At 60.7% G+C, this 20,807-nt stretch carries 16 protein-coding genes; 7 read left to right on the top strand and 9 right to left on the bottom strand.

Annotated elements, in window-relative coordinates; genetic code table 11:
• The gene (gene pncB / locus BLU01_RS00125) at positions 1 to 1,230 is read right to left on the bottom strand and encodes a nicotinate phosphoribosyltransferase (RefSeq protein ID WP_092269115.1); all 1,230 of its coding nucleotides are present in this window, start codon (positions 1,228 to 1,230) and stop codon (positions 1 to 3) included.
• Positions 1,231 to 1,240: 10 nt separating this feature from the next.
• A complete protein-coding gene (locus tag BLU01_RS00130; protein WP_092269118.1) occupies positions 1,241 to 1,888 on the bottom strand; it encodes a nicotinamidase in 648 nt (215 codons plus the stop codon).
• A gap of 177 nt (positions 1,889 to 2,065) precedes the next feature.
• On the opposite strand from BLU01_RS00130, the gene BLU01_RS00135 reads away from it, so the two are divergent.
• The 3 genes from BLU01_RS00135 (at position 2,066) to BLU01_RS00145 (ending at position 3,783) form a co-directional block, all read left to right on the top strand.
• Positions 2,066 to 2,620 carry a nucleotidyl transferase family protein gene (locus BLU01_RS00135; protein ID WP_092269120.1) on the top strand — a complete coding sequence of 185 codons (555 nt, stop codon included), beginning with the start codon at positions 2,066 to 2,068 and terminating at the stop codon, positions 2,618 to 2,620.
• Positions 2,613 to 3,335: an NUDIX hydrolase gene (locus BLU01_RS00140; protein ID WP_092269123.1), complete on the top strand. Its 723-nt coding sequence runs from the start codon at positions 2,613 to 2,615 to the stop codon at positions 3,333 to 3,335. Before BLU01_RS00135 ends, BLU01_RS00140 begins: the two co-directional genes overlap by 8 nt.
• 193 nt (positions 3,336 to 3,528) lie before the next feature.
• On the top strand, positions 3,529 to 3,783 hold the full coding sequence (locus tag BLU01_RS00145) for a DUF6555 family protein (RefSeq protein WP_092269126.1): 255 nt from the start codon (positions 3,529 to 3,531) through the stop codon (positions 3,781 to 3,783).
• A 226-nt stretch (positions 3,784 to 4,009) separates the two neighbouring features.
• Here the strand turns inward: BLU01_RS00145 and BLU01_RS00150 are convergent, their stop codons facing one another.
• Together BLU01_RS00150 and BLU01_RS00155 are read right to left on the bottom strand one after the other, a co-directional pair.
• Entirely contained in the window at positions 4,010 to 4,939 is a 930-nt protein-coding gene (locus BLU01_RS00150; RefSeq protein WP_092269129.1) for a ZIP family metal transporter, read from the bottom strand.
• A 260-nt stretch (positions 4,940 to 5,199) separates the two neighbouring features.
• Complete coding sequence (locus BLU01_RS00155; RefSeq protein WP_092269133.1) at positions 5,200 to 6,084, bottom strand: manganese catalase family protein; 885 nt, start codon at positions 6,082 to 6,084, stop codon at positions 5,200 to 5,202.
• 367 nt (positions 6,085 to 6,451) lie between these two features.
• Between BLU01_RS00155 and BLU01_RS00160 the strand changes: the two genes are divergently transcribed.
• Positions 6,452 to 8,578, top strand: a complete 2,127-nt coding sequence (locus BLU01_RS00160) for a TonB-dependent receptor family protein (protein ID WP_092269136.1) — start codon at positions 6,452 to 6,454, stop codon at positions 8,576 to 8,578.
• 536 nt (positions 8,579 to 9,114) lie between these two features.
• Positions 9,115 to 9,954, top strand: coding sequence for a glutathione-dependent disulfide-bond oxidoreductase (gene yghU / locus BLU01_RS00165; RefSeq protein WP_092269139.1), 840 nt, complete (start codon positions 9,115 to 9,117; stop codon positions 9,952 to 9,954).
• Here the strand turns inward: yghU and BLU01_RS00170 are convergent.
• The 3 genes from BLU01_RS00170 to ligD form a co-directional block, all read right to left on the bottom strand.
• Positions 9,887 to 12,856 carry a sensor domain-containing phosphodiesterase gene (locus tag BLU01_RS00170; RefSeq protein ID WP_092269142.1) on the bottom strand — a complete coding sequence of 990 codons (2,970 nt, stop codon included), beginning with the start codon at positions 12,854 to 12,856 and terminating at the stop codon, positions 9,887 to 9,889. The genes yghU and BLU01_RS00170 overlap by 68 nt on opposite strands.
• 180 nt (positions 12,857 to 13,036) lie before the next feature.
• On the bottom strand, positions 13,037 to 13,261 hold the full coding sequence (locus tag BLU01_RS00175) for a DUF2188 domain-containing protein (RefSeq protein ID WP_092269145.1): 225 nt from the start codon (positions 13,259 to 13,261) through the stop codon (positions 13,037 to 13,039).
• Positions 13,262 to 13,274: 13 nt separating this feature from the next.
• A complete protein-coding gene (gene ligD, locus BLU01_RS00180) occupies positions 13,275 to 15,830 on the bottom strand; it encodes a DNA ligase D (protein ID WP_092269148.1) in 2,556 nt (851 codons plus the stop codon).
• Between the two features lie 197 nt (positions 15,831 to 16,027).
• On the opposite strand from ligD, the gene BLU01_RS00185 reads away from it, so the two are divergent.
• Together BLU01_RS00185 and BLU01_RS00190 are read left to right on the top strand one after the other, a co-directional pair.
• Positions 16,028 to 16,537, top strand: coding sequence for a PaaI family thioesterase (locus tag BLU01_RS00185; protein ID WP_092269150.1), 510 nt, complete (start codon positions 16,028 to 16,030; stop codon positions 16,535 to 16,537).
• A 55-nt stretch (positions 16,538 to 16,592) separates the two neighbouring features.
• Positions 16,593 to 19,013 carry a hypothetical protein gene (locus BLU01_RS00190; RefSeq protein WP_092269153.1) on the top strand — a complete coding sequence of 807 codons (2,421 nt, stop codon included), beginning with the start codon at positions 16,593 to 16,595 and terminating at the stop codon, positions 19,011 to 19,013.
• Here the strand turns inward: BLU01_RS00190 and uvsE are convergent.
• Together uvsE and BLU01_RS00200 are read right to left on the bottom strand one after the other, a co-directional pair.
• Positions 19,010 to 20,032 (bottom strand): UV DNA damage repair endonuclease UvsE, encoded by a 1,023-nt coding sequence (uvsE, locus tag BLU01_RS00195; protein ID WP_092269156.1) that lies wholly within the window; start codon positions 20,030 to 20,032, stop codon positions 19,010 to 19,012. The two genes, BLU01_RS00190 and uvsE, sit on opposite strands and share 4 nt — an antisense overlap.
• Before the next feature lie 121 nt (positions 20,033 to 20,153).
• The gene (locus BLU01_RS00200) at positions 20,154 to 20,762 is read right to left on the bottom strand and encodes a MarR family winged helix-turn-helix transcriptional regulator (RefSeq protein ID WP_092269159.1); all 609 of its coding nucleotides are present in this window, start codon (positions 20,760 to 20,762) and stop codon (positions 20,154 to 20,156) included.
• Positions 20,763 to 20,807: the final 45 nt, after the last annotated feature.

Raw genomic sequence — 20,807 nt, forward strand, 5'->3', positions numbered from 1 at the left:
TCAGGCTCCCAGTTGCGGATTGATCAGCGTGACGTTGAACACTTGCGCCGCGTAGCGCAGGAACGAGGCGTCTTCGCAGACGTTTTTGATCGGGTCATCGGAGAACTTCACCACCGGTTCGCCGTGCACGCGCACCAGTTTCATGACGATGCTCAGCGGCTCGACGCCTTCGACGTCGCACGCCAGGCTGGTGCCCATGCCGAAGCCGAATTTGGCCTTGCCGCGCACGTGGCGCAGGATCGGCAGGCATTTTTCGAAGTTGAGACCGTCGGAGAACATCAGGTCCTTGGTCCGCGGGTCGATGCCCAGCTCTTTATAACGGCCCAGCACTTTGTCGGCCCAGACGATCGGGTCACCGGAATCCTGGCGCAGACCGTCGTAAAGCTTGGCGAAGTACAGGTCAAAATCCTTGAGGAAAAAGTCGGTGCTGATGCAGTCGGTCAGCGCGATCCCCAAGCGGCCACGGTACTCGTGCACCCAGTTTTCCAGCGCGGCGTTCTGGCTCTCGCGCAACCGCCCGAGTTGCTGGTGCACCATTAGCCACTGGTGGGCCATGGTGCCGATCAGTGGCAAGTCGAATTCGTATGCCAGGTGCGCGTTGCTGGTGCCGACGAACACACCAGGGAAGTCGCTGCGCATCACGTTCACCACTTCGCGCTGGGCGCGGAATGACAGGCGCCGCCGGGTCGAGAAGTCCGAAACGCGCAACTCGGCGAGCTCTTCGCGGCTGGCGTTTTTCTCCAGCCATTCAAACTTCTGATAGAGCTGGCGCGTCACGTCAGCCAGTTCGACTTCAGGGTATTTGTCGCGGTTGCGCAACTCGCTGACCATCGCCAATACCGGTTGCTCGAACATGATGCAGTGCAGCATCGGCCCGCGAACGCGGATGTTCAGTTGACCGTCGATTTCCGAGACGTGGATGTAACGCAGATTGAAGCGGAACAAACCGAGAAATTGTTCGAAGTCCGGTGTCAGGTATTCGCGGAAGCGTTTGTTGAACAGAAACCGCTGCTCGCCCTCGCGCAGTTGCAGGCCGGCGAGTTTCTCCAGTTCTTCGCGCAACTGCGGGATCAGGTGCCCGAGGCGTTCTTTCGAGCGGACGATGAACTGGTATTCCACCTCGACGTTCGGGTGCTGGTGCAACACCGCTTGCATCATGGTGAAGGTGTAGTAATCGGTGTCCAGAAGGCTCTGGATCACGCCGTTGTCGCGGTCGAATGCACTGTCCATGTCATTTTCCTTATGCGTTTGCCAACGTGGCGGTTTCTTCGCGAGTCGCGGTAACCGCGATGCCCGCGTGTTGCATTTGCTCAATGGCTTGAGTGGCGCCCTCCTCGCTGATCGCCCGGCACGCCGGCAGGTGCACGATCACTTTGAAACCGGCAGCGGCGAGTTGCAGCGCGGTGGTCTTGACGCAGAAATCCAGGGCCAGACCACCAACGATGACCTGCTGCACTTGCTGGCTTTTCAGGTATTCGATGACTCCGGTGGAGAGCTTGCCGTGCAGGTCGTGGTAGCAGGCGCCATACGGGTGAAGGTCCGGCTCGACACCTTTCCACACGAAGTAGTCGTAGTCATATGGGCTGGGCAATTCGTCGAGCAATTTGAAGCCTTCGGTGCCGGGGATGCAGTGGCTGACCCAGGTCACATCGGCGTGTTCGAGGCCGGTTGGCTGAAGCATCTGCGCGTGTTCGGCGACTACCCACGGTGCGTGCGGCGAATGGGCGTCCTTGCTGCCGACCCGCAGACTGGCGAGGGCGGCGATGAAGTTCAGTTCGCCGCCGATCTGATCGCCGCCAGCCACGGGCAGCTCATCCGGGCACAGCGGCGTAAAGCTTTTTTGTGCATCGACATCAAAGGAAGCGGTTTTCACGGTTGGGCTGGTCATGGCGTGCTCTCCTGTTCTTGGAGCCAAAGGTACATGTCGTGTACTTTCATAGCAAGCGAGTTTTAAAAAAAGATTTTCGAACAGTTTGTTCTACTTAAACCCTGCGACTTCTCTAATTTGGTGCGAACGGATTTTGATGCTAGGGTACACGTCATGTACCTAGCAGGAAGATCAGCCATGTTCGAGTTAGCCCTGTACGGCGGCGCGTTCAACCCGCCACACGCCGGTCACGCCCAAGTGATGATCGAAGCCGCAACACGGGCCAGGCGCGTGCTGGTCGCCCCGAGCTTTCGCCACCCCTACGGCAAACGCATGGCGGATTACCCGTTGCGGCTGAGCTGGCTGGATTCGATTGTCGAGCACGTCCGGCCGCTGTGCCGTGGCGATATTGCGGTCAGCCGCGTTGAACAGCAGATTGCACGCGAGATTGACGGGCCGATCTACAGCTACACCCTCCTCGCCCACCTCGCCGAGAGCCTGGCGCTGGACGGTAAACAGATTGCCTTGGTGGTTGGCGAAGACATTGCGCAGTTGCTGCCGACCTTCTATCGCGGCCAGGAATTACTGGAGCGTTTTTCGATCATGTGCATCGAGGAAACCATTCATGTACGCAGCACCGCGATTCGCCAACGTCTGGCGTTGGGCGAGGCTTTGCCCAGCCAATGGATGGCGCCGGGGATGAACCCGGTAAACTACGACCTCTACGCCGCTCACGGAAACTCCCATGCCTGACCGCACCGCGCTGCCCGCTGAAACTTTGCCCCGAGCCTACTTGCACACCATCGACCTGTGCGTGTTGCGCTACTGCCGTGACAGTCACGCCTTGCAAATCCTCCTCAATCGCCGCGAAGCCGAGCCGTTCGCCGGCCACTGGGCGTTGCCCGGCATCGTCGTCAACGGCGGCGTCGAAGACCTGACACTGGCCGACGCGGTCGAGCGGCTGCGCCAGTCGAGCAAGGTCGGCATGCCGTTGGCGTGGATCGAACAGGTCGGCACGGTCGGCGATGCGTTTCGCGACCCACGCTGCTGGTCGTCATCGACGTTTTACCTGGCGATCGTCAGCGAGCCGGTGCAGCTCGCCGAGCATCAGCGCTTTTTCCCGTTGCAGGACGTCGCCGATGCCTCGAGCAAATTGCCGTTCGATCACAACCAACTGGTCGCCGCCGTGCAGGATCGCCTGCTGTCGAAATCGCTCTACAGCAGCCTGCCGCTGATGTTCCTCGGCAACGAGTTCAGCGCGCCGGAAGCGGTGAATATTTTCTCGCTGGTGCTCGAACGCCCGGTGCTCAAAACCAGCATTCGCCAACGCCTGTTGAAGATGACCGAGGCCGGCCATTTGCAGGAAACCGGGCGCAAGAAGAGCGGCGACGGCGGCCGCCCGCAAGCCACCGTCGAGAACCTGAAACCTGCGAGTCTTTATCTGTTTGACCGGTGTTTTCTCGAGTGACGATTGACCAGTACGCGGCGAGCCTTTGAACGGCAGCATTGCGCTCAGTCGGAGCGCAGTCGACCCCTTGAAAACCCCACAAATCAGCCCGATTTTCCTTCCGCAAATCAAAAGGTAACGTCGGCCGTCAATTGCTTTGAATTTTTTTCTGACGCGACCACTCCTTTATCTATGAGCAAAAGGAGGGGGACTCATGAACACCGGTCTTTATGTCATTGAGTACAAACTGCACGGCAAAACCAAGTCGTTCATTATCCGCGCCAAGGTAATGAACAATGGGGATGCCTGGCACTGGGCAAGTTGTGATGCCGGCATCGCGCCGATACCCAAACCCGGTCGACCGCCGCTCAAGGTTGTGTCCAAACCCCAGGCTGAAAAGTACGGGGTGACCGAGGTCAAGTGGCGTGAATCGGCAACGTTGACGTGGTCGGAGGTGACGACATCGTAAGCACTGACGGACACCTCGCCTGACCACTACCGCCCCCGTAGGAGCGAGGCTTGCCCGCGAAGGCTCTTCAACAGTCAGCAGTGATGTTGAACGTGCAGACGCCTTCGCGGGCAAGCCTCGCTCCTACAGGGGGTTTCATTTATGCACAATAAACGGCGCCGGCAAATTTGCCGGCGCCGTTTTGTTGCAGCTGCACGTTAGCGCGTGACAGGAGGGTTTTGCAGCGTCAGCCCAGCGCGGTATCGAGGAACATCATCACCCCGAAACCGAGCATCAAACCGAGCGTCGCCGGAGTCTCGTGGCCATTGCGGTGAGTCTCCGGAATCACTTCATGCGACACCACAAAGATCATCGCGCCGGCCGCCAGGCCCAACGCAACCGGGTAGCCCAGGGCAAAGCTGCTGGAGATGCCCAGGCCAATGACCGCGCCCAGTGGCTCCATCAATCCCGAGCCTACCGCGATCAGCGCCGCGCGCCAGGTCGAGATGCCGGTGACGCGCAAGGCGAGTGCCACGGCGAGGCCTTCGGGGATGTCCTGAATCGCTATCGCGGTGGTCAGCGGCAGGCCGACTTTCATGTCGCCATTGGCGAAACTCACGCCAATCGCCATGCCTTCGGGCAGGTTGTGCAAAGTGATCGCCAGCACGAACAGCCAGACGCGATTGAAGCGCTGCGCCTCCGGACCTTTGCGCCCGCTCTTCTCGTGCTCATGCGGAACAAAGCGCTCCAGCCCGACCATCAGCGCCACACCCAATGCCAATCCGAACACCACGACACAGGCTGCGAGCAGTTTGTTGCCGGCAATCGACTGCGCCGCGTCGATGCCGGGCAGGATCAGCGAGAACGAACTGGCGGCCAGCATCATCCCGGCAGCGAAGCCGAGCATGATGTCTTGCGTGCGGGCGCTGATGTCGCGCAATACCACAGCGGCGACGGCGCCGAGGGCAGTCGCGCCGAAACCGGAAAAACCACCGAGCAAGGCGTAATTCAGGTTGGCGCGGTTGTCGCCAGTGAACGCGCTGTAACCGCTGATAAGCAACAGAACCGTGACGCCCACCAGGGTCGCCCAGAACAGGACGGCCAACCAATTGCCGCTCTTGCCGGGGTCAAGCCCGGCGTGCCAGGACGTTCTGCTGGGCGAAGAAGGGTCAGACATAAAAACCTCTATTTGCCATTGGAGCGTTTGCCGTTCGCCCTCGGTGCCGCCGCGTGGATCTGCCGCGAGAGCCGTGACGCCTCCCGCTCGAAAGCCATTGCGGTGGAGCTGAACAGACGCGAAAAGTCCTCGAACGATTCTGCCGAGGACATCCTTGTAGTAGAGACCATTTGATTCACCTCAATTGTTCAATCTGCTTTTGTTAAATGGAGTTTTTCAGCAAAAAAAAACCGCACGCCAACGTGGCGTGCGGTCGTCCGTCAGGCATCTGCCTGTTGCTGCATGCCTGCACCCAGATCCGCGCCCGTGACCGGGTCGCTGTCAGGGTCGGACATGGTGCGCATTTTCATGTCCAGCAGCAGTTCTTCGTCCTCGGCGCTCAACTGCACGCTGGCCGAGCCATCGCCGCCGTCCACCGCCGGTTGCGGGTCTTCGACGTATTCCCAATCCTCGCCCTGATTCCACGGCCCGCGTGTACTGCCCTCGCCCTGCGACAGGTTGAAGTAGACGTTGGTGAACTCCGGCATGCCCGGAAGCTTGCCTTGGGGGAAGTTCGGCTGGATCGCGTGCAAGGCTTTTTCGAAGGACAGTTGATGGGCGATTTCACGGGTCATCAAGAAACCGAGCGCTTCTTTCACGCCGGGATCATCGGTGACGTTCATCAGTCGTTCGTAAACGATTTTCGCCCGCGCCTCGGCGGCGATGTTCGAGCGGAAATCTGCGGTCGGCTCGCCGATCGTATCGACGTAAGCGGCTGACCACGGCACGCCGGCCGAGTTGGTCAGTGGCGCGCCGGCGCCGTACAGCAGGCTGGTGATGTGCGAATCGTTACCGGCGCCATTGATCGCGCGATACAACTCGCCCTCTTCCTCCACGCCTTCGGCCAGTCGACCCTTGGCGCCCTTGTTGAGCATGACGATGATCGAACCGACGATCTCCAGGTGGCTGAGCTCCTCCGTGGCGATGTCCATCAGCAGGTCTTTCCTGCCTGGATCATCTTCGGCCAGCGCCTGGGTAAAGTAGCGCGAGGCGGCCGCGAGTTCGCCTTGGGCGCCGCCAAATTGTTCAAGTAAAAGGTTTGCCAACCCTGGGTTCGGTTGAGCTACGCGTACGGTGTATTGGAGTCGCTTGTTGTGTAAAAACATGATGGATCTCCTCAGGCCTTTAAGGCTGCGTAACTCATTCGCCGGTTGACTGAATGCGCCGCCCACAATCATCTGAAGCTGGGGCCATCGGGAAAATTTTATAAAGATTGAAGGCCCGCGACAGGCGGCATCGAACGCGGCAAATCGGCGGTTTTCTGTGCCAGTCGTCGGTGATTGGCGAAACACTTCAAACTTTGGATTGTTCGCCGATCTCAACCGCTGTCACGCCGATTCGAGGCGATCAGCGAGGGGCTGGGCGCAAAAAGCAAAATTGCCATGTGCTCTGCTCGTTCTTACTTACGTCGCAGTGTTCACTGCCGGTTTTTATGCCTTTTTTCTTCCCTTTGTAATGCCTGGAGCTTCCTCGATGCCGTCGCCCAAATCCCTGCCCGTTGCGTTGCTCGGGATGGCCCTCGCCTGCCCGGCCATAGCTGCGGCCGAAGGCCTGGAATTGGGGCAAGTGTTGATTCAAGGTGAGCAGCAAAGTGGCGAAGATCAGAGCATCGAAGCGGCTGAAACACGGCTCGCCGAGGTGCCCGGCGCGACCAATGTCGTCGACCTGCGCCGCCCGTTGCAGGGCCGTGTCGCGAGCAATCAGGACGTGCTGGCCTATCAACCGGGCGTGTATGCGCAGTCGGCGGGCAATGAAGGCGTGAAGATTTCGATTCGCGGCTCGGGGATCAACCGCGCACCGGGCGCGCATGCATCGGGGTTGTACGCGATGCTCGACGGTTTGCCGCTGACCGGCCCCGGCGGCACGCCTTATGAATTGCTCGAGCCGCTGTGGCTTGATCACGTCGAAGTGCTGCGCGGCGCCAATGGTTTCGACCGTGGCGCGCTGGCACTCGGCGGCGCCATCGATTACGTCAGCCACACCGGTTACGACGCACCGAAGTTGCAAGTGCGTTACGCCACCGGCAGCCACGGCTATCAGCAGCGCCAGATCAGTTCCGGGCAAGTGCTGGGCGACCTCGATTACTACGTCGCCCTCACCGATGCGCGCGCCGACGGTTATCAGGACCACACCGCGAGCGAAAGCCAAGGGCTGATCGCCAACGTCGGTTATCGCTTCAATCCGAACCTCGAAACGCGCTTTTACCTGCGTTATCGCGAAACCGATAACGACCTTGCCGGACGCGTGACCAAGCATTCCATCGAGCACCACCCGCGCGCGGCCAATCCGGCCTACGTGTCGCGCGACGACAGCCGCAAGCAACCGGGCAGCACCTTCTTCGGCAACAAGACCACCTATTACATCGACGACGATTCGAGCCTCCAGACCGGCCTGGTTTATCACGACTATCCGATGGATTTGCGCGAAGGCCCGAACCGCTTGAAAGTTGCCTACAGCGACGTCAGTGGCACCTTCGATTACAAGCGCCGCGACAGCCTCTGGGGCATGGAAAGCCGCAGTACGCTAGGGCTGCGTGTGACCAAACACTTGCCGAATGACGGCGCCAGCGAATTGGTGCGCATCCCCGGCGGCAACACTGCCGGTTACGCGCCGGGCACGCACATGCGCAATTTCACTTATCAGGGCTCGGACACCGTACTGCACGTCGGCAACGACCTGGAAATCGCCGATGACCTGTGGCTGACCACCGGCCTCGCGGCGATCTATACCCGCCGCGAAAGCGCAGTGACTTACCCCGAGGGTGGCGGCAAGACCAGCATGGGCGATTGGGATTACGCGCCACGTTTGGGCCTGCGCTATCAAGTGACGCCGGACCTGCAAGTGTTCGGCAATCTCAGCCGTTCGGTCGAAGGGCCGCACCCGTGGTCGCTGATCTACAGCGCCGACCAGCGCTTCCCGGCAGGCAGCGGCGCGGCCACCGGCACCCAGCGCGACCCGATCAAACTGCAAAACCAGACGGCGACCACCCTCGAACTCGGCGGCCGTGGTGACAGCGCGTTCGGCCAGTGGAGCCTGGCCTGGTATTACGCGCAAGTGCGCCACGAACTGCTCTCGGTATTGCCTGACGCCAACGCCGTCACGCCTTACGAACTCAACGCCAGCCCGACTGTGCACCAAGGCGTTGAGGCGAGCCTGCAAAGCACGTTGTGGTCGGCGGACAATGGCGACCGATTGAGCCTGCGCCAGAGCTATACGTTCAGCGATTTCCATTACCGCGACGACGAGCGTTTCGGGGACAACCGCCTGCCCGGCCTGCCGATGCATTACTACCAGGGCGAGTTACGCTACGACTGGCGCCAGGGTTTCTTCGCGGCGCTGAACACGCAATGGGTGTCGAAAACCGCGGTCGATTACGCCAACAGTTATTACGCCGACCCTTATGCGACGTTCGGTGCAACCCTCGGTTACAACGCGCCCAAGGATGACTGGCAAACCTGGCTCGACCTGCGCAACCTGACCAACAAACACTACGCCGCCACCGTCACGCCGGGCTACGACGACAAAGGCCTCGACGCCGCCCGCTCGACGCCGGGCGAAGGCATGGCGATGTACTTCGGCGTGTCGTGGAGTTTGCGTTAACCACCAAGTGATCGCGCCACTTATAGGGTTGCGCCACATCATCGGCAACGCCGCGTCCTGTAGCAGCTGGCGAAGCCTGCGTCCGGCGGCGCAGCCGTCGTAAATCCGGATGGCAAAACTCAACTGAAACACCGCGTTGGCTGATTTGGCGACGGCTTCGCCGCCGAACGCAGGCTGCGCCAGCTGCTACATAGGGACGGGGTTGTTGGCGAAGGACGGGGTTATCGGCGGATGACGTCTAGAGGCATGCCTTGCGGGGAAGTAAATCTTCATCGGCAACGCCGCGTCCTGTAGCAGCTGGCGAAGCCTGCGTCCGGCGGCGCAGCCGTCGTAAATCCGGATGGCAAGACTCAACTGAAACACCGCGTTGGCTGATTTGGCGACGGCTTCGCCGCCGAACGCAGGCTGCGCCAGCTGCTACATAGGGACGGGGTTATCGAGAAAGGACCGGGGTTATCGGCGGTTGACGTTTTCAGGCATGCCGCGTAAGAAAGCCTATTCGCGATTAGCGCAATCATCGAATGGGGGTTTTTCTCATGAGCAAAGCGTCTTACGTCCCGCCCAAGGTCTGGAAAAACACCGCGCCGTCTGGCGGCCAGTTCGCCAGCATCAATCGGCCGATTGCCGGGCCGACTCACGACAAACAGCTGCCAGTCGGCGAACACCCGTTGCAGCTCTATTCGCTGGCCACGCCGAATGGGGTCAAGGTCACCATTCTGCTGGAAGAGTTGCTCGCACTCGGCCACAGCGGCGCCGAATACGATGCCTGGCTGATCCGCATCAACGAAGGCGATCAGTTCTCCAGCGGCTTCGTCGATATCAACCCGAATTCGAAAATCCCCGCACTGCTCGACCGCAGCGCCGAACCGCCGATTCGGGTGTTCGAATCGGGTTCCATCCTGCTCTATCTCGCGGAAAAATTCGGCGCATTCCTGCCCCGCGACCCCGCCGGACGCACTGAAACCCTGAACTGGCTGTTCTGGCAAATGGGCGCCGCGCCGTACCTGGGCGGTGGTTTCGGGCACTTCTACGCCTACGCGCCGGAGAAGCTCGAATACCCGATCAATCGCTTCACCATGGAAGCCAAACGGCAACTGGACGTGCTGGATCGACGCCTCGCCGAGAGTCCGTATCTGGCCGGCGATGAGTACAGCATTGCCGACATCGCGGTGTGGCCGTGGTACGGGCAATTGGTCCGCGACAACGTCTATTCAGCCGCCGAATTCCTCTCTGCGCAGGACTACACCCACGTGCAGCGCTGGGCCGAGGACATCGCCAATCGTCCGGCGGTGATTCGTGGGCAGCGCGTCAACCGGACGTGGGGCGACGAGGCGAGCCAAGTGCCGGAGCGGCATCAGGCTGCGGACCTGGACTGAAGATCAGCGCACTCGCCTGCAACGCCTCCAGGCCCATCGGCTTGGCGAAGAAATAACCCTGGGCCTGCCCCGCGCCCATTTCGCGCAGCAGGACCAGCGTCGCTTCATCCTCGACACCTTCGGCGACCACGCTGAGATCGAGCGATTCCGCCATGCGCACAATCGCCCGGACAATCGCGCGGCTGCGCGAACTGCTGGTCAGTTCGAGGATGAACGACTTGTCGATCTTCAACCCGCTGAAGCGGTATTGGTGCACGTAACTCAGGGACGAGAACCCGGCGCCGAAGTCATCCAGCACCACCGACATGCCGTTGTCGGCCAATTGCTGCATGGTCAGCCGGGCGATGGCCGGTTCCGCGACCAACGCGCCTTCAGTCAGCTCCAGGCAAATCCGCGACGGCGCGACTTGGTGCAACGCCAACAAGGCCAGCACATCAGTGGCGAAATCCGGTCGGGTCATGCTGTAGCTCGAGCAATTGACGTGCACCGGCGGCCAGTTCGCGTGTTCCGCTTGCGCGAGAATCGCGGCGATGCTGTTGAGCATGTACAAATCCAGCCGGCCGATCAGGCGCAAGCCTTCGACATCCGGCAAAAACTCACCCGGCGCGATAATCCGCCCGCCCGGTTGATGCCAACGAATCAATGCCTCCAGCGCAACCAACTCGCCAGTGTCGACGCTGACAATCGGCTGGAAATACGGCAGCAGTTCATCGCTGCGTTTCAGCGCATTGCGCAACGCCCCTTCGCGCTCGACCTGATCGGAGACTTCGCGGCGCACTTCCTGATTGAACACCGCGTAACTGTCGCGCCCGGCGCTTTTGACCCGATACATCGCCGCATCGGCGTCGCGCAGCAAGTCTGCCGGCTCGTGGTGAAACTGGCTGTCGGCGCTGACAATGCCGATGCTGCAAGACGAAAACACCTCGTGGCCATTGATGAAAAACGGCAGGTCGAACGCCAGCAAAATACGCTCGGCGATGTCGATCACCGCTTCCAGTGGCGCGCCCGGTGCCAGCACCGAAAACTCGTCGCCGCCCAACCGGGCGAGCATGTCGGTGTCGCGCAGACAGCCGCGCAGACGATTCGCGGCTTGCATCAACAACAGATCGCCAAAGTGGTGGCCGAGGCTGTCGTTGACCATTTTGAAACGGTCGAGGTCGATGAACATCACCGCCAGATTGCCGCCCTCACTGCCGAAGCGTTCCCAGGCCTGATTCAGATGCTGTTGAAGGTAGGTGCGGTTTGGCAGCCCGGTCAGCGCATCGTGGGAGTTTTCGTGTTGCAGCTTGGCGTTGGCGTGATCGAGCTCGCGGGTGCGGTCCTGCACCCGCGCCTCGAGTTTGAGATTAGCGGCGTGAATCGCTTCGGCGGCGGTACGGCGCGACAACGCGGTGTCGATGTGTCGCGAAACAAAGGTCAGCAGTTCCTGATCGCGCAACGTGTAACGCACCGGCGAGGTATAGCTTTGCACCGCCAGCACGCCGCGCACCACGTCGCCGTCGAACAACGGAATGCCCAGCCACGAATACGAGCGCACCGATTCATGGGCCAATTCGATTTCGCCGGTTGCGGACAAACGCTCAGCCTCGCCAGTGTCAATCAGGCACGGGCGGCGCTGGCGGATCACATACTCGGTCAAGCCGCGACGGCCACGCCGGGCGACCGGACGAACGATCTGCCGTTCATCGACGTAATACGGAAAGGTCACTTCGCTGGTCGCGTCGTCGAACAGCGCGATGTAGAAGTTTTGCGCGAACAGCAGATCGCCAACGATGCCATGCAGGGTTTGAAACAGCTCAGCCATGTCGCCGGGCTGGCTCGACAGTTCGGCAATCTGGAACAGCGCACTTTGCAGGTGCTCGGCGCGCTCGCGGTCGAGCACTTCCTGACGCAAGGCATCGTTCAGCGCTGACAGCTCCAGAGTGCGGCGCATCACCGTTTCTTCGAGGTCGGCGCGGTGCAGAATGCGGTCCAGCGCCATCGCCACGTGGCGCGCAACCACCAGAAACAACGCGCGATCTTCGGCGCTGTAAATCCGCGACACCTCGTAGACCTGCATCGCGAGCATGCCAAACACGTCGTCCGAGGCATTTTTCAGCGGCGCACCCATCCAGAATTCCGGACAGTCACCCACGCAATAAAAACGCCCCTCAGCCTCCGCCGCGTGAATCCCGGCGGCGTCGATCAGCAGCGGATGGCCGGAGGTCAACACCTGCGCGGTCAGCGACAGGTGCTCGGGGTCGAGGAACTCGTAGTTTTCCGATTCCAGCGCTTCAACGTCGATGGTGTCGACGTAATACGGGTAATCCATCTTGCGCGTGTGCGGGTCGTAGAGGACGAGGTAGAAGTTTTCCGCGTCGATCAGGCTGGCCAGCAGTTGATGGACGCCGACCAGAAACACTGAGCGGTCGCGGGTCGAACTGGCCAGATAAGTGATTTCGTACAGCACCCGCTGAGTAATCTGTGCCCGCGCCAAGGTGTTGGTCTGCACCTGAACGCCCAGGCGTTGGGCAAACTCGGCGAGCGCCGGGTCGGCGGCCTCGTTAATCGGCGCAAGCAGCCAGCCGAGCACGGTTTCGCCACGGCCGGTGGGCCAACGGTGCAGGCCTCGGGTCTGGCAAAACTGTGCAAATTCTTCGTTGCTGACGGTCGATGGCCATTGCGCCTGCGCATCGCCCTGCCCGACCAGATGCAAATGTTCCCCGGCGCGATAAACCACCCACGCCGTGCTGTGAGCGCCGTTGCGCGCGGCTTCCAGCAAGTTGTCGATGCTGTTGATGCTGTCGCCACTGTCAGCGTGGGCCATGTAGAGCGTGTCCGGGTTCTCTTTCAATTGAGAGGCGAGACCGTCGCAATCGTTCGATTGCCGCGAGGCGTCGGCGGTCAATGGAAGAAAACTCATCAGCACTCCCTGGGGCCAAAAACTGGCGAGACTTTTTTATTAATTGCTAGCAATGTGCCAGTGGACTTCTCGTTTAAAGCTTATAGCGGGTTTTTTCAATATTTTTATTCACTTAAGTTCAACCAGGAGACAGATAACCCGGCCACTCGCCTCGGCCGGGGATTTTCTGCTCAATCGATTCTAGCCCTTGCTGCTCGACGGGTCGGCGCTACGCGGGTAGGTGCGTTCTTCCTGAATAGTGCCGTCCTCCTTGTGAATCTTCAGCGAAGCGGTTTTATCTTTGAAAAACGCCGCCGACATTTCGATCAGCTCGGATTTGGTCTCGGCGGTCTTCAACACTTTATCGTCGCCCTCCTTCTTCAACTGCCAGCCTTTGCCCGATATCGCGATGTGATAGTTATCCATGGTGTTTTCCTTGTTATTTAGAGACGGGTTTCAAACCGATTTTGCGGCGCATTTCATTAGTGATCGTCTGTCGGGTTTTCGCGTAATCGGCCCATGGATCCTCCCCCAGTTCGCCCAGGCGTTCATGCAAGTTGTGGATGTTCCAGACGTTGGCGCCTTTGATTTCGGCGACTTCCTCGCGATAAATCGGCACGGACACCGGCAAACCTTCGCGTGTACGCGCCGCATAGGCATTAATGGTAGTCGCGCCTTTTGCATTGCGCAGGTAATCGATGAAGATCCGCCCGACACGGTTTTTCGGCCCCGACACCGCCGAAAAGCGCTGCGGAATCAGCTTGGCCATGTACTTGACGATGCCGTGGCTGAATTCCTTGACCGAGTCCCAACTGTCCTTGGGCGTGAGCGGCACCACCAGATGAATGCCTTTGCCGCCGCTGGTTTTGACGAACGAGGTCAGGCCCAGCTCATCGAGAATGGTCAGGGTCAGCGTGGTCGCTTCGACCATGCTTTTCCACGGCAGCGCCGGGTCCGGGTCGAGGTCGAGGACGAAGCGATCGGGGCGTTCCAGGTCCGGCGCTCGGGCATTCCAGGAATGAAATTCTATGGTGCTCATCTGCACCGCCCCGACCAGCGCTTCGGCGTTATTGATCAGCATCACCGTTTCGCCGTCGACCGATTCGATGCCGGGAATCGCCAGGCGCTCGGCGTTCTTTTGAAAGAACAATTCGCCGGCAACGCCTTCGGGCGCCCGCACCAGCGCGATCGGGCGGTTTTTCAGGGTCGGCAAAATCCAGTCGGCGATGCTGACGTAATATTCCGCCAGTTGCATCTTGGTCGACCCGCTGCTGGCGTCGATCACACGGTCGGGGTGAGTGATGCGGATCTTCCCGGGCGTCGGGGTGGCAGATTTTTTCGGTTTTTTCTCAGGCGCTGGCGTGCTTGGTTCGCTCACGTCTTTCGGCGTTTCTTCAGTGATGTCCTTGGCCGGTTTGTCGCTGCGCATGCCATGGAACACCGAATGGCGCACCGAGCCGTCCTTGGTGATTTCCGCGTAAGCCACTTCTGCCAGCAGCTCGGGTTTGAGCCAATGCACGCCTTTGGCCTCGAATCCGGTCGGCGGATTGACCACCGCAGGCTTCTTGACTTCGAGTGGCGTCAGTTGCGCGTGAATCGACTTCAGCGTGCGTTCGTTAAACCCGGTGCCGACCTTGCCGGCATAGCGCAACTCGCCGCTGTCCTTGTCGTGCAGGCCGAGCAGCAGCGCGCCGAACAGCGTCCGCGCGCCTTTCGGCTCGGTGTAACCGACCACCACGAATTCCTGGCGCTGCTGGCATTTGAGTTTGATCCAATCATCGGAACGTCGCGAAACATAAGGGCTGCCGACCCGCTTGCCGATCAAGCCTTCCATCTTCATCTGGCAAGCGCTGGCCAACAGATCACTGGCGTCTTCGCCGAAGTCTTCGGAGAACCTGAGGATTGCGTCTTCGCTGCGTTCCAGCACTTTCGCCAGCGCTGAACGCCGTTCTTCAACCGGCACTTCGCGCAGGTCGACGCCGTTGAGGTACGGCATGTCGAACAGGTAAAACACAATCGCGCCGCTCTTGCCGGACTCGAAAGCGTTCTGCAATAACTGAAAACTCGGCACGCCGTTTTCGTCGGCGGCGACCACTTCGCCATCCAGCCACGCCGACTCCAGCCCCAGGCTGGCCAGCGCTTGCGCTTGCCTTGGCAACTTGGCGGTCCAGTCATGACCGTTGCGGGTGAACAGCTGAACGGTGCCGTTTTCAATCCGCGCCAACATGCGGTAGCCGTCGAACTTGATCTCGTAACGCCAATCGCCGGACGGCGCCGACTCGACCAGCGTCGCCAATTGCGGTTTCAGCGCTGCCGGCAGCGGCGCTTTCTTCGCCCCGGTCAACGTGCCGGAACCCTTGCGTTTGCGCGGCGCCGGGACTTGTTCGACCGGTTTCGCCTCGGCGGTTTTGCCCTTGCGCTTTTTCGGGATGAGCGTGCGCTCGCTGAGCACCGAATCGGGCTGCGCTTTGACCACGTCAAACTCGGCTTCGGGTTTCGCCGCGGCGTCCTGATGTTTGATCAGAAACCACGGTTTCTGTTTGCCTTCCTGATGCGTGCGCACCAGGTTCCAGATGCCGCCGAGCTTCTCACCTTCGAGCTCGAACTTGAGTTTGCCTTTTTTCAGCGACTCGAGCGGATCGCCAATCGGTTTCCAGATCCCACGGTCCCAGACGATCACATCGCCGGCGCCGTAATGGCCCTGCGGAATGCTGCCCTCGAACGAGGCGTAATCGAGCGGATGATCTTCGACTTCCATGGCCAGACGCTTGACCTGCGGATCAAGGCTCGGGCCTTTGGGCACGGCCCAGCTCTTCAGCGTGCCGTCGATTTCCAGGCGAAAGTCGTAATGCAGGCGCGTTGCGTCGTGCTTCTGAATGCAAAACTGCAGCGCATGCGCCTTCGCGGTCCGGCGCGTACGTTTTACCGCGCCCGACGGCTCCGGCGTGGCGTCGAAGTCGCGTTTGCTGTTGTAGTCGTCCAGCGCATCGCTCATGCCCAAACCCTCGCTCAATCCTGTTGAGAGGCAAGCGCTGCGCGACTAGTTCCGAGTATTCGACCATCCGCCGCTCAGCCGATCGACGGCACAGTCGCGCGGGGTGAAGCGCAGCACGCGAGTTAACGCCCGGCGAGGTCCGGGGTTAGAATCCAGCGATATCTGCTCTGGCCCACACTGTTCAGGATGACCTCGCCATGCCAACTTTCGATACACCTCTCTCCAGCAAACCTCTGCAAGACCTCGCCGCGCCCGACGGCGTTTGTTACGGCTGCGGCGGGCGCAATCCGCAGGGGTTGCACGTCAAAAGTGTCTGGCATGAGGACGGCGTGCACGTGGTCGCCGAGCATGTACCGGACGCCAAGTATTGCGGCTGGCCGGATCTGGTCTACGGTGGCTTGATCGCCATGCTCGTCGATTGCCACTCCAACTGGACCGCCATGGCTTATCACTACCGGGCCGAACAGCGCGCAGTCGACAGCGTGCCGCGCATCGATTGCGTCACCGGCAACCTCGGCATCAAATTCATCAAACCGACGCCGATGGGCGTCACGCTGACCTTGCGGGCGAAAGTCGAGGGCGACGTCGGGCGCAAGACCCGGGTGATCTGCGAGGTCTACGCCGGCGAAGTGCTGACCGCCATCGGCGACTCGACCTTCGTGCGCGTCGACACCGGGCAACTGGCCAACGCCGCGCATGGCCGCTGAGCGCGCACTGGTTTGATTCGCTGAAGTCCGTCCATATTTGGTTATCGAGGTAACGGTGCCCTACTCTTCCGAGCAACCCGCTGACGAAAAAAGCCTGCCGCGACTGTTGCTCGATCTGCTCTGGCAAATCGCCGTGCTGCTGGTGCCGATTTTTCTGGTGACGGTCATCCCGTTGCTGTGGGCAGTGGGTGTGGTGCTGGGCTGCGCGGCGTGCATGTGGCTGGCGGCGCGATTCGGCTGGAAAGCCACCGGGCGCGGTTTGGCGCGGTTGATGACCTCTGCGGCGATTGGCTTGGGGTTCAACGTCGGCCGGGCGTTGCCGCAATATTGGGATATCGCCGGGGCGGCGCTGGTGATGTTTGGCGGACTGGCGTGCGTCAGTCATCTGGAACGGCGTTTTGGCTTTGCCGAGGACAAACGCGCCAAGTCATCGCCGCACGGCCATTCCTCCGGCGGCGCCAGTGCCTGGGGCGGCGGCGAGCCACGGCAGACGCCCGAGGGCGAACCGATCCGCGTATTCAATGACAGCGAAATCGCCATGGGCGGGCCGGTGCTCTGCGATTACCTGTTTCCCGATGGCGTGCTGCTGCAGGGGCTTGGCTCATCGGCGCGGTTCTCCACGGACGGGCGTTATTTCGCCGCGCCCGTGCCTTCGCGGCAGAAGTGGGGTTTGGTGATTCTGGATCGGCAGGCGCGCCAGCTCTACCAGTGTTCTTGCGATGAATTCTGGGAACTGGATGATTTCAGCGACGGCGTTCTGGTGGGGCGCTACAGCCCGCTGATCGACAACGGCGCCCGCCAAATCAGCCTGGAAAATCTGTTGGCGAGCGCCGAAAAGGTCAGTCTGGTGCCGGTTGCCGACCTGTGGCTGGAGCCCGGCGCGTGGCAGCAAAACCTCGCGCCTGACGCGCTCGAGCATGTTTCCCCGGATGGCCAGCAGCGTGCGGAGGCGTTCAAGGTAATGCCCGCGAGCTTGCGCGAATTGCCGCAACCCTGCGAGGCGCTGAGCAATCCCGACTATCGCGTCAGCGTCAACGGCGAAACAACGGCGTTATTGATCAACGCCGACACCGCGATCATCTGGAGCCGTGACAGCCGCTCGTTCGCTTGCCGCGCGCGCTCCGGTGACGCGCTCGGCTATTGGCTCTGGCACGTTGACCAAGGTTGGCAAATGTTGCCCGAACCGTGGATCGGCGCCGACGACGAGCCGTCGCTCGGCTGGACCGAACCGCTGGAACTTGATGAGGTTCACCTGCGGGTTTCCTCGTACCTCGACTATCCGCAACCTGATCACGGGCGTTACGGCTACGGTTTGTACAGCATTCACAGCGACTGTGATGCGCAGGTCGGGCATGACGCTGCCGGGCGGATTCAGGTCGCCGAGCGGCGCCTGACTCGTGTGCAATTGGCCGTGCCTTTGAATGGAACTGGTCAGCGCGGTGCGACGCTGGTCGAGTCGGCGCCGGTGAGCGCTGCAACCCGTGCGCGATTCACTGGGCAAGCGGATGGCGGTTATTCCTGCACAATTGGCGAGTGGCAGTTGCCGGGCGTTTGGCAGCTCGATCATCGGGTGTGCGACGCGGGACGCTACATCGCGTTGATCCCGTTTGCCGTTGGCCGCGGTGTGGTGGTCGCCGATACCGAGCAACGACAATTGCTCAGCAGCCCGGCGTTATTGGCGGCGCGCTTGCTGGATTTTCGTGGGCCAATTGTCGCTGTCGCTGTGATTCGCGGACGGCTGGATCAGGCTCGCGAAAGCACCGTGCTGCAGCGCTTTGATCAAGCGCCACCGAAGGCCGGCGAGGTGCCTGAGTTCTGTCGATATCGAGAAGATTCGCGGCTGTACTTTGAATGGTGCGAACTGCAGGTCAGCGCTCAGGGGGTGAATGTTCTGCCCAATTGGCGCGAGGTGACGCAACCGCAAGTGGCGATTGCCGATGGCGATTTCGTCCAGCCAGCCCCGAACGGTAAAGATGCGGCATGGCTGTTTGGCTGTGAAACCGAATACGCCGACAGTTGGCTGCGCGTGCACAGTCCGCGCTTGGGCGGTTATTTGCTGACGGCGTCAGGTTGCGCGGTAAACGATCTCGCGCCGTCGATGGTCTGGTCCGGGGAAGCGCGTTATCTGGCGCTGACGCGGCTGCACCGCGATGTCGACGGAGCAATGGCCTGGCAATTGTTGTTGCTGGATGTGCAGGAACGAACCTTGCGCCAATCACCCCAGTGGTTGCGCAATCGCCCGCAGTTTGAAGGTTTTACCGCAGAGGCATTGAGCGTTCGACTGTTCGAACACGACTGGGCCGCCGAGGGTGACCGCGATCGCGGTTCGATCAATGTGATCAAGTTGCGCGACTTGCTCGCACTTCCCGCCGAACCGTTGCTGCCGAGCGGCGGACTGTGGCTGACCAAGGATCAGTTGGCCAATGCGCCTGCGTGGCAAGCGCTCGATAAGGCAGCGTTGCAGCCGTGGCGCTAGCCGCGCAGGTATTGCTCGTAAAATTCCTGCGTCGCCAGGTTCTTGTGTTTGGCTTCGAACATCACGTCGAAGCGATCGAGAAACTGCGCGACGTATTCGTTGGTCCAGCGGTTCCACATGCGGTCGCTGTGCGCGTATAGATCGCGTTTGGTCACCACTTGAGTCACGGCGTCCATTTCCAGTTTCATCTCGGCGCTGAAGCCCATTTCCTGCAATTGCTCCTTGGGTTGCGAGTAATGCATGGTCGGGCGCACGCCGCGCCAGCTGTCGACGATGCGCGATACACGCTCGGAATCCGCCGCGATGTAGTCGTTTTCGTGAATCCAGCAATGGTGGACGTCGAGCACCACGGGAGCCAGATCCGCGAGCGCCAGGCAGTCGTCGACGCCGTAGGTCTTTTCGTCGTTTTCGAAGGTGATGCAATTGCGCGCGACTTGCGAGAGCCGTGGCCACACCGCACGAATGCCTTCGCGCCCTAGTCGGCCGGCAATGTGGATGTTGCATTTGAAATCCTGGAACTGCACGCCGTAACCCATCATGCGAATCATGTCGGCGTGGTATTCGAATTCGGCCAGACTGTTTTCCACCACGTCCGGGCGATCCGAGCCCAGCACGCAGTATTGGCCGGGGTGCATCGACAAGCGAATCCCGCTACTTCGCGCCAGCGCACCAATCGCCGCAAAGCCTTCACTGAGCTTCAGCACAACCTCCGGTTGCTGGTAGAACGCGCTGATCTGCGGATGACTGTAGAACGGCAACAGATCACTGCTCAGGCGCAGCATGCGCAGCGCCGCCGGCAACTCGGCGACGTACGCCAACAACTTCAGTTGGGCGCCGAGGTTGTGCTCGACGATCTCGATCAACCGTTGCTGCGCGACGTGCACTTCGACGCTGTTCATCCAGCGCAGAGTGGTGGTGCGCGGGTTGAGTGCCGATTCGATGACCTTCAACTCCGCCAGCGCGAGGCTGCGTTGCGGGTGGCGATACTGGCAGGCGAAACCGATTCGGGGCGACGACATGGGGATCCTTGGAGTGTTGGCGCTTATGTGTTGTGACAGCTGATCTTCTGGCTAGTGATCTTCTGACTGTGCTCCGGCGGCCACGGTTCGATCGACTTGCGCGGCTGTGTCAATGTCAATGTCAGGCGATCTTTTCCGGTTGCTTGAATTCGCGGCAGATCAGGTCCACTTCGCGGACGCTCAGCGGCTCATTGGTCAGTTTGCAGACCGGGCCTTGCGCCGACACCTGATGAAAACGGCAAGAGTGGCACAAACCAAAACCGGGCACATCCTGGCCGCGCTGGATGGTGCGCAGTAACTCGAGAAGCAGGGTCTCCAGATCGGCGGCGTGGCTGCCCATTTGCCGGGTCGCCTTCACCAGAAATTCCGGCGGCATCACCGCGCCGATCAGCTCGCGGGCGCTGTCGGTCAATTCCAGGTGCACGCTGCGCTTGTCCCGGACGTCCTGAACCTTGGTCAGCAAGCCTTTGGCTTCCAGCGCTTTCAGCGACTGCGACACCGTGCCTTTGGTCAGCCCCAGATAGTCGGTGACCGCCAGCGGCGTATTCGAATAGCGATTGCAGCGCGCCAGGTACATCAGCGCGCTGAGCTGGATTGGCTGCAATTCGGCGAGCAACGGATGCTCGCGGAACCACACGCGGGTCAGGCTTGAAAGGCGTTCCAACAGGTCAAATAACACAAGGCATGTCCAGATTAATCGGGCCGATAGATAGTATCGAATAAAAACCATATTGACAAAAATCGCTGCTCCCTTAGGCTTGTGGTGTCGGATCAA

Origin of the sequence: Pseudomonas prosekii (assembly GCF_900105155.1) — a bacterium.
In the GTDB taxonomy this organism is placed as follows: domain Bacteria; phylum Pseudomonadota; class Gammaproteobacteria; order Pseudomonadales; family Pseudomonadaceae; genus Aquipseudomonas; species Aquipseudomonas prosekii.

Bases quoted from the DNA above. Each gene is read 5' to 3' on its own strand.
- BLU01_RS00155 (WP_092269133.1), bottom strand. From the start codon at position 6,084: ATGTTTTTACACAACAAGCGACTCCAATACACCGTACGCGTAGCTCAA.
- BLU01_RS00135 (WP_092269120.1), top strand. From the start codon at position 2,066: ATGTTCGAGTTAGCCCTGTACGGCGGCGCGTTCAACCCGCCACACGCC.
- uvsE (WP_092269156.1), bottom strand. From the start codon at position 20,032: ATGTCGTCGCCCCGAATCGGTTTCGCCTGCCAGTATCGCCACCCGCAA.
- BLU01_RS00140 (WP_092269123.1), top strand. From the start codon at position 2,613: ATGCCTGACCGCACCGCGCTGCCCGCTGAAACTTTGCCCCGAGCCTAC.
- ligD (WP_092269148.1), bottom strand. From the start codon at position 15,830: ATGAGCGATGCGCTGGACGACTACAACAGCAAACGCGACTTCGACGCC.
- BLU01_RS00145 (WP_092269126.1), top strand. From the start codon at position 3,529: ATGAACACCGGTCTTTATGTCATTGAGTACAAACTGCACGGCAAAACC.
- BLU01_RS00160 (WP_092269136.1), top strand. From the start codon at position 6,452: ATGCCGTCGCCCAAATCCCTGCCCGTTGCGTTGCTCGGGATGGCCCTC.
- BLU01_RS00170 (WP_092269142.1), bottom strand. From the start codon at position 12,856: ATGAGTTTTCTTCCATTGACCGCCGACGCCTCGCGGCAATCGAACGAT.
- yghU (WP_092269139.1), top strand. From the start codon at position 9,115: ATGAGCAAAGCGTCTTACGTCCCGCCCAAGGTCTGGAAAAACACCGCG.
- BLU01_RS00130 (WP_092269118.1), bottom strand. From the start codon at position 1,888: ATGACCAGCCCAACCGTGAAAACCGCTTCCTTTGATGTCGATGCACAA.
- pncB (WP_092269115.1), bottom strand. From the start codon at position 1,230: ATGGACAGTGCATTCGACCGCGACAACGGCGTGATCCAGAGCCTTCTG.
- BLU01_RS00150 (WP_092269129.1), bottom strand. From the start codon at position 4,939: ATGTCTGACCCTTCTTCGCCCAGCAGAACGTCCTGGCACGCCGGGCTT.
- BLU01_RS00175 (WP_092269145.1), bottom strand. From the start codon at position 13,261: ATGGATAACTATCACATCGCGATATCGGGCAAAGGCTGGCAGTTGAAG.
- BLU01_RS00200 (WP_092269159.1), bottom strand. From the start codon at position 20,762: ATGGTTTTTATTCGATACTATCTATCGGCCCGATTAATCTGGACATGC.
- BLU01_RS00185 (WP_092269150.1), top strand. From the start codon at position 16,028: ATGCCAACTTTCGATACACCTCTCTCCAGCAAACCTCTGCAAGACCTC.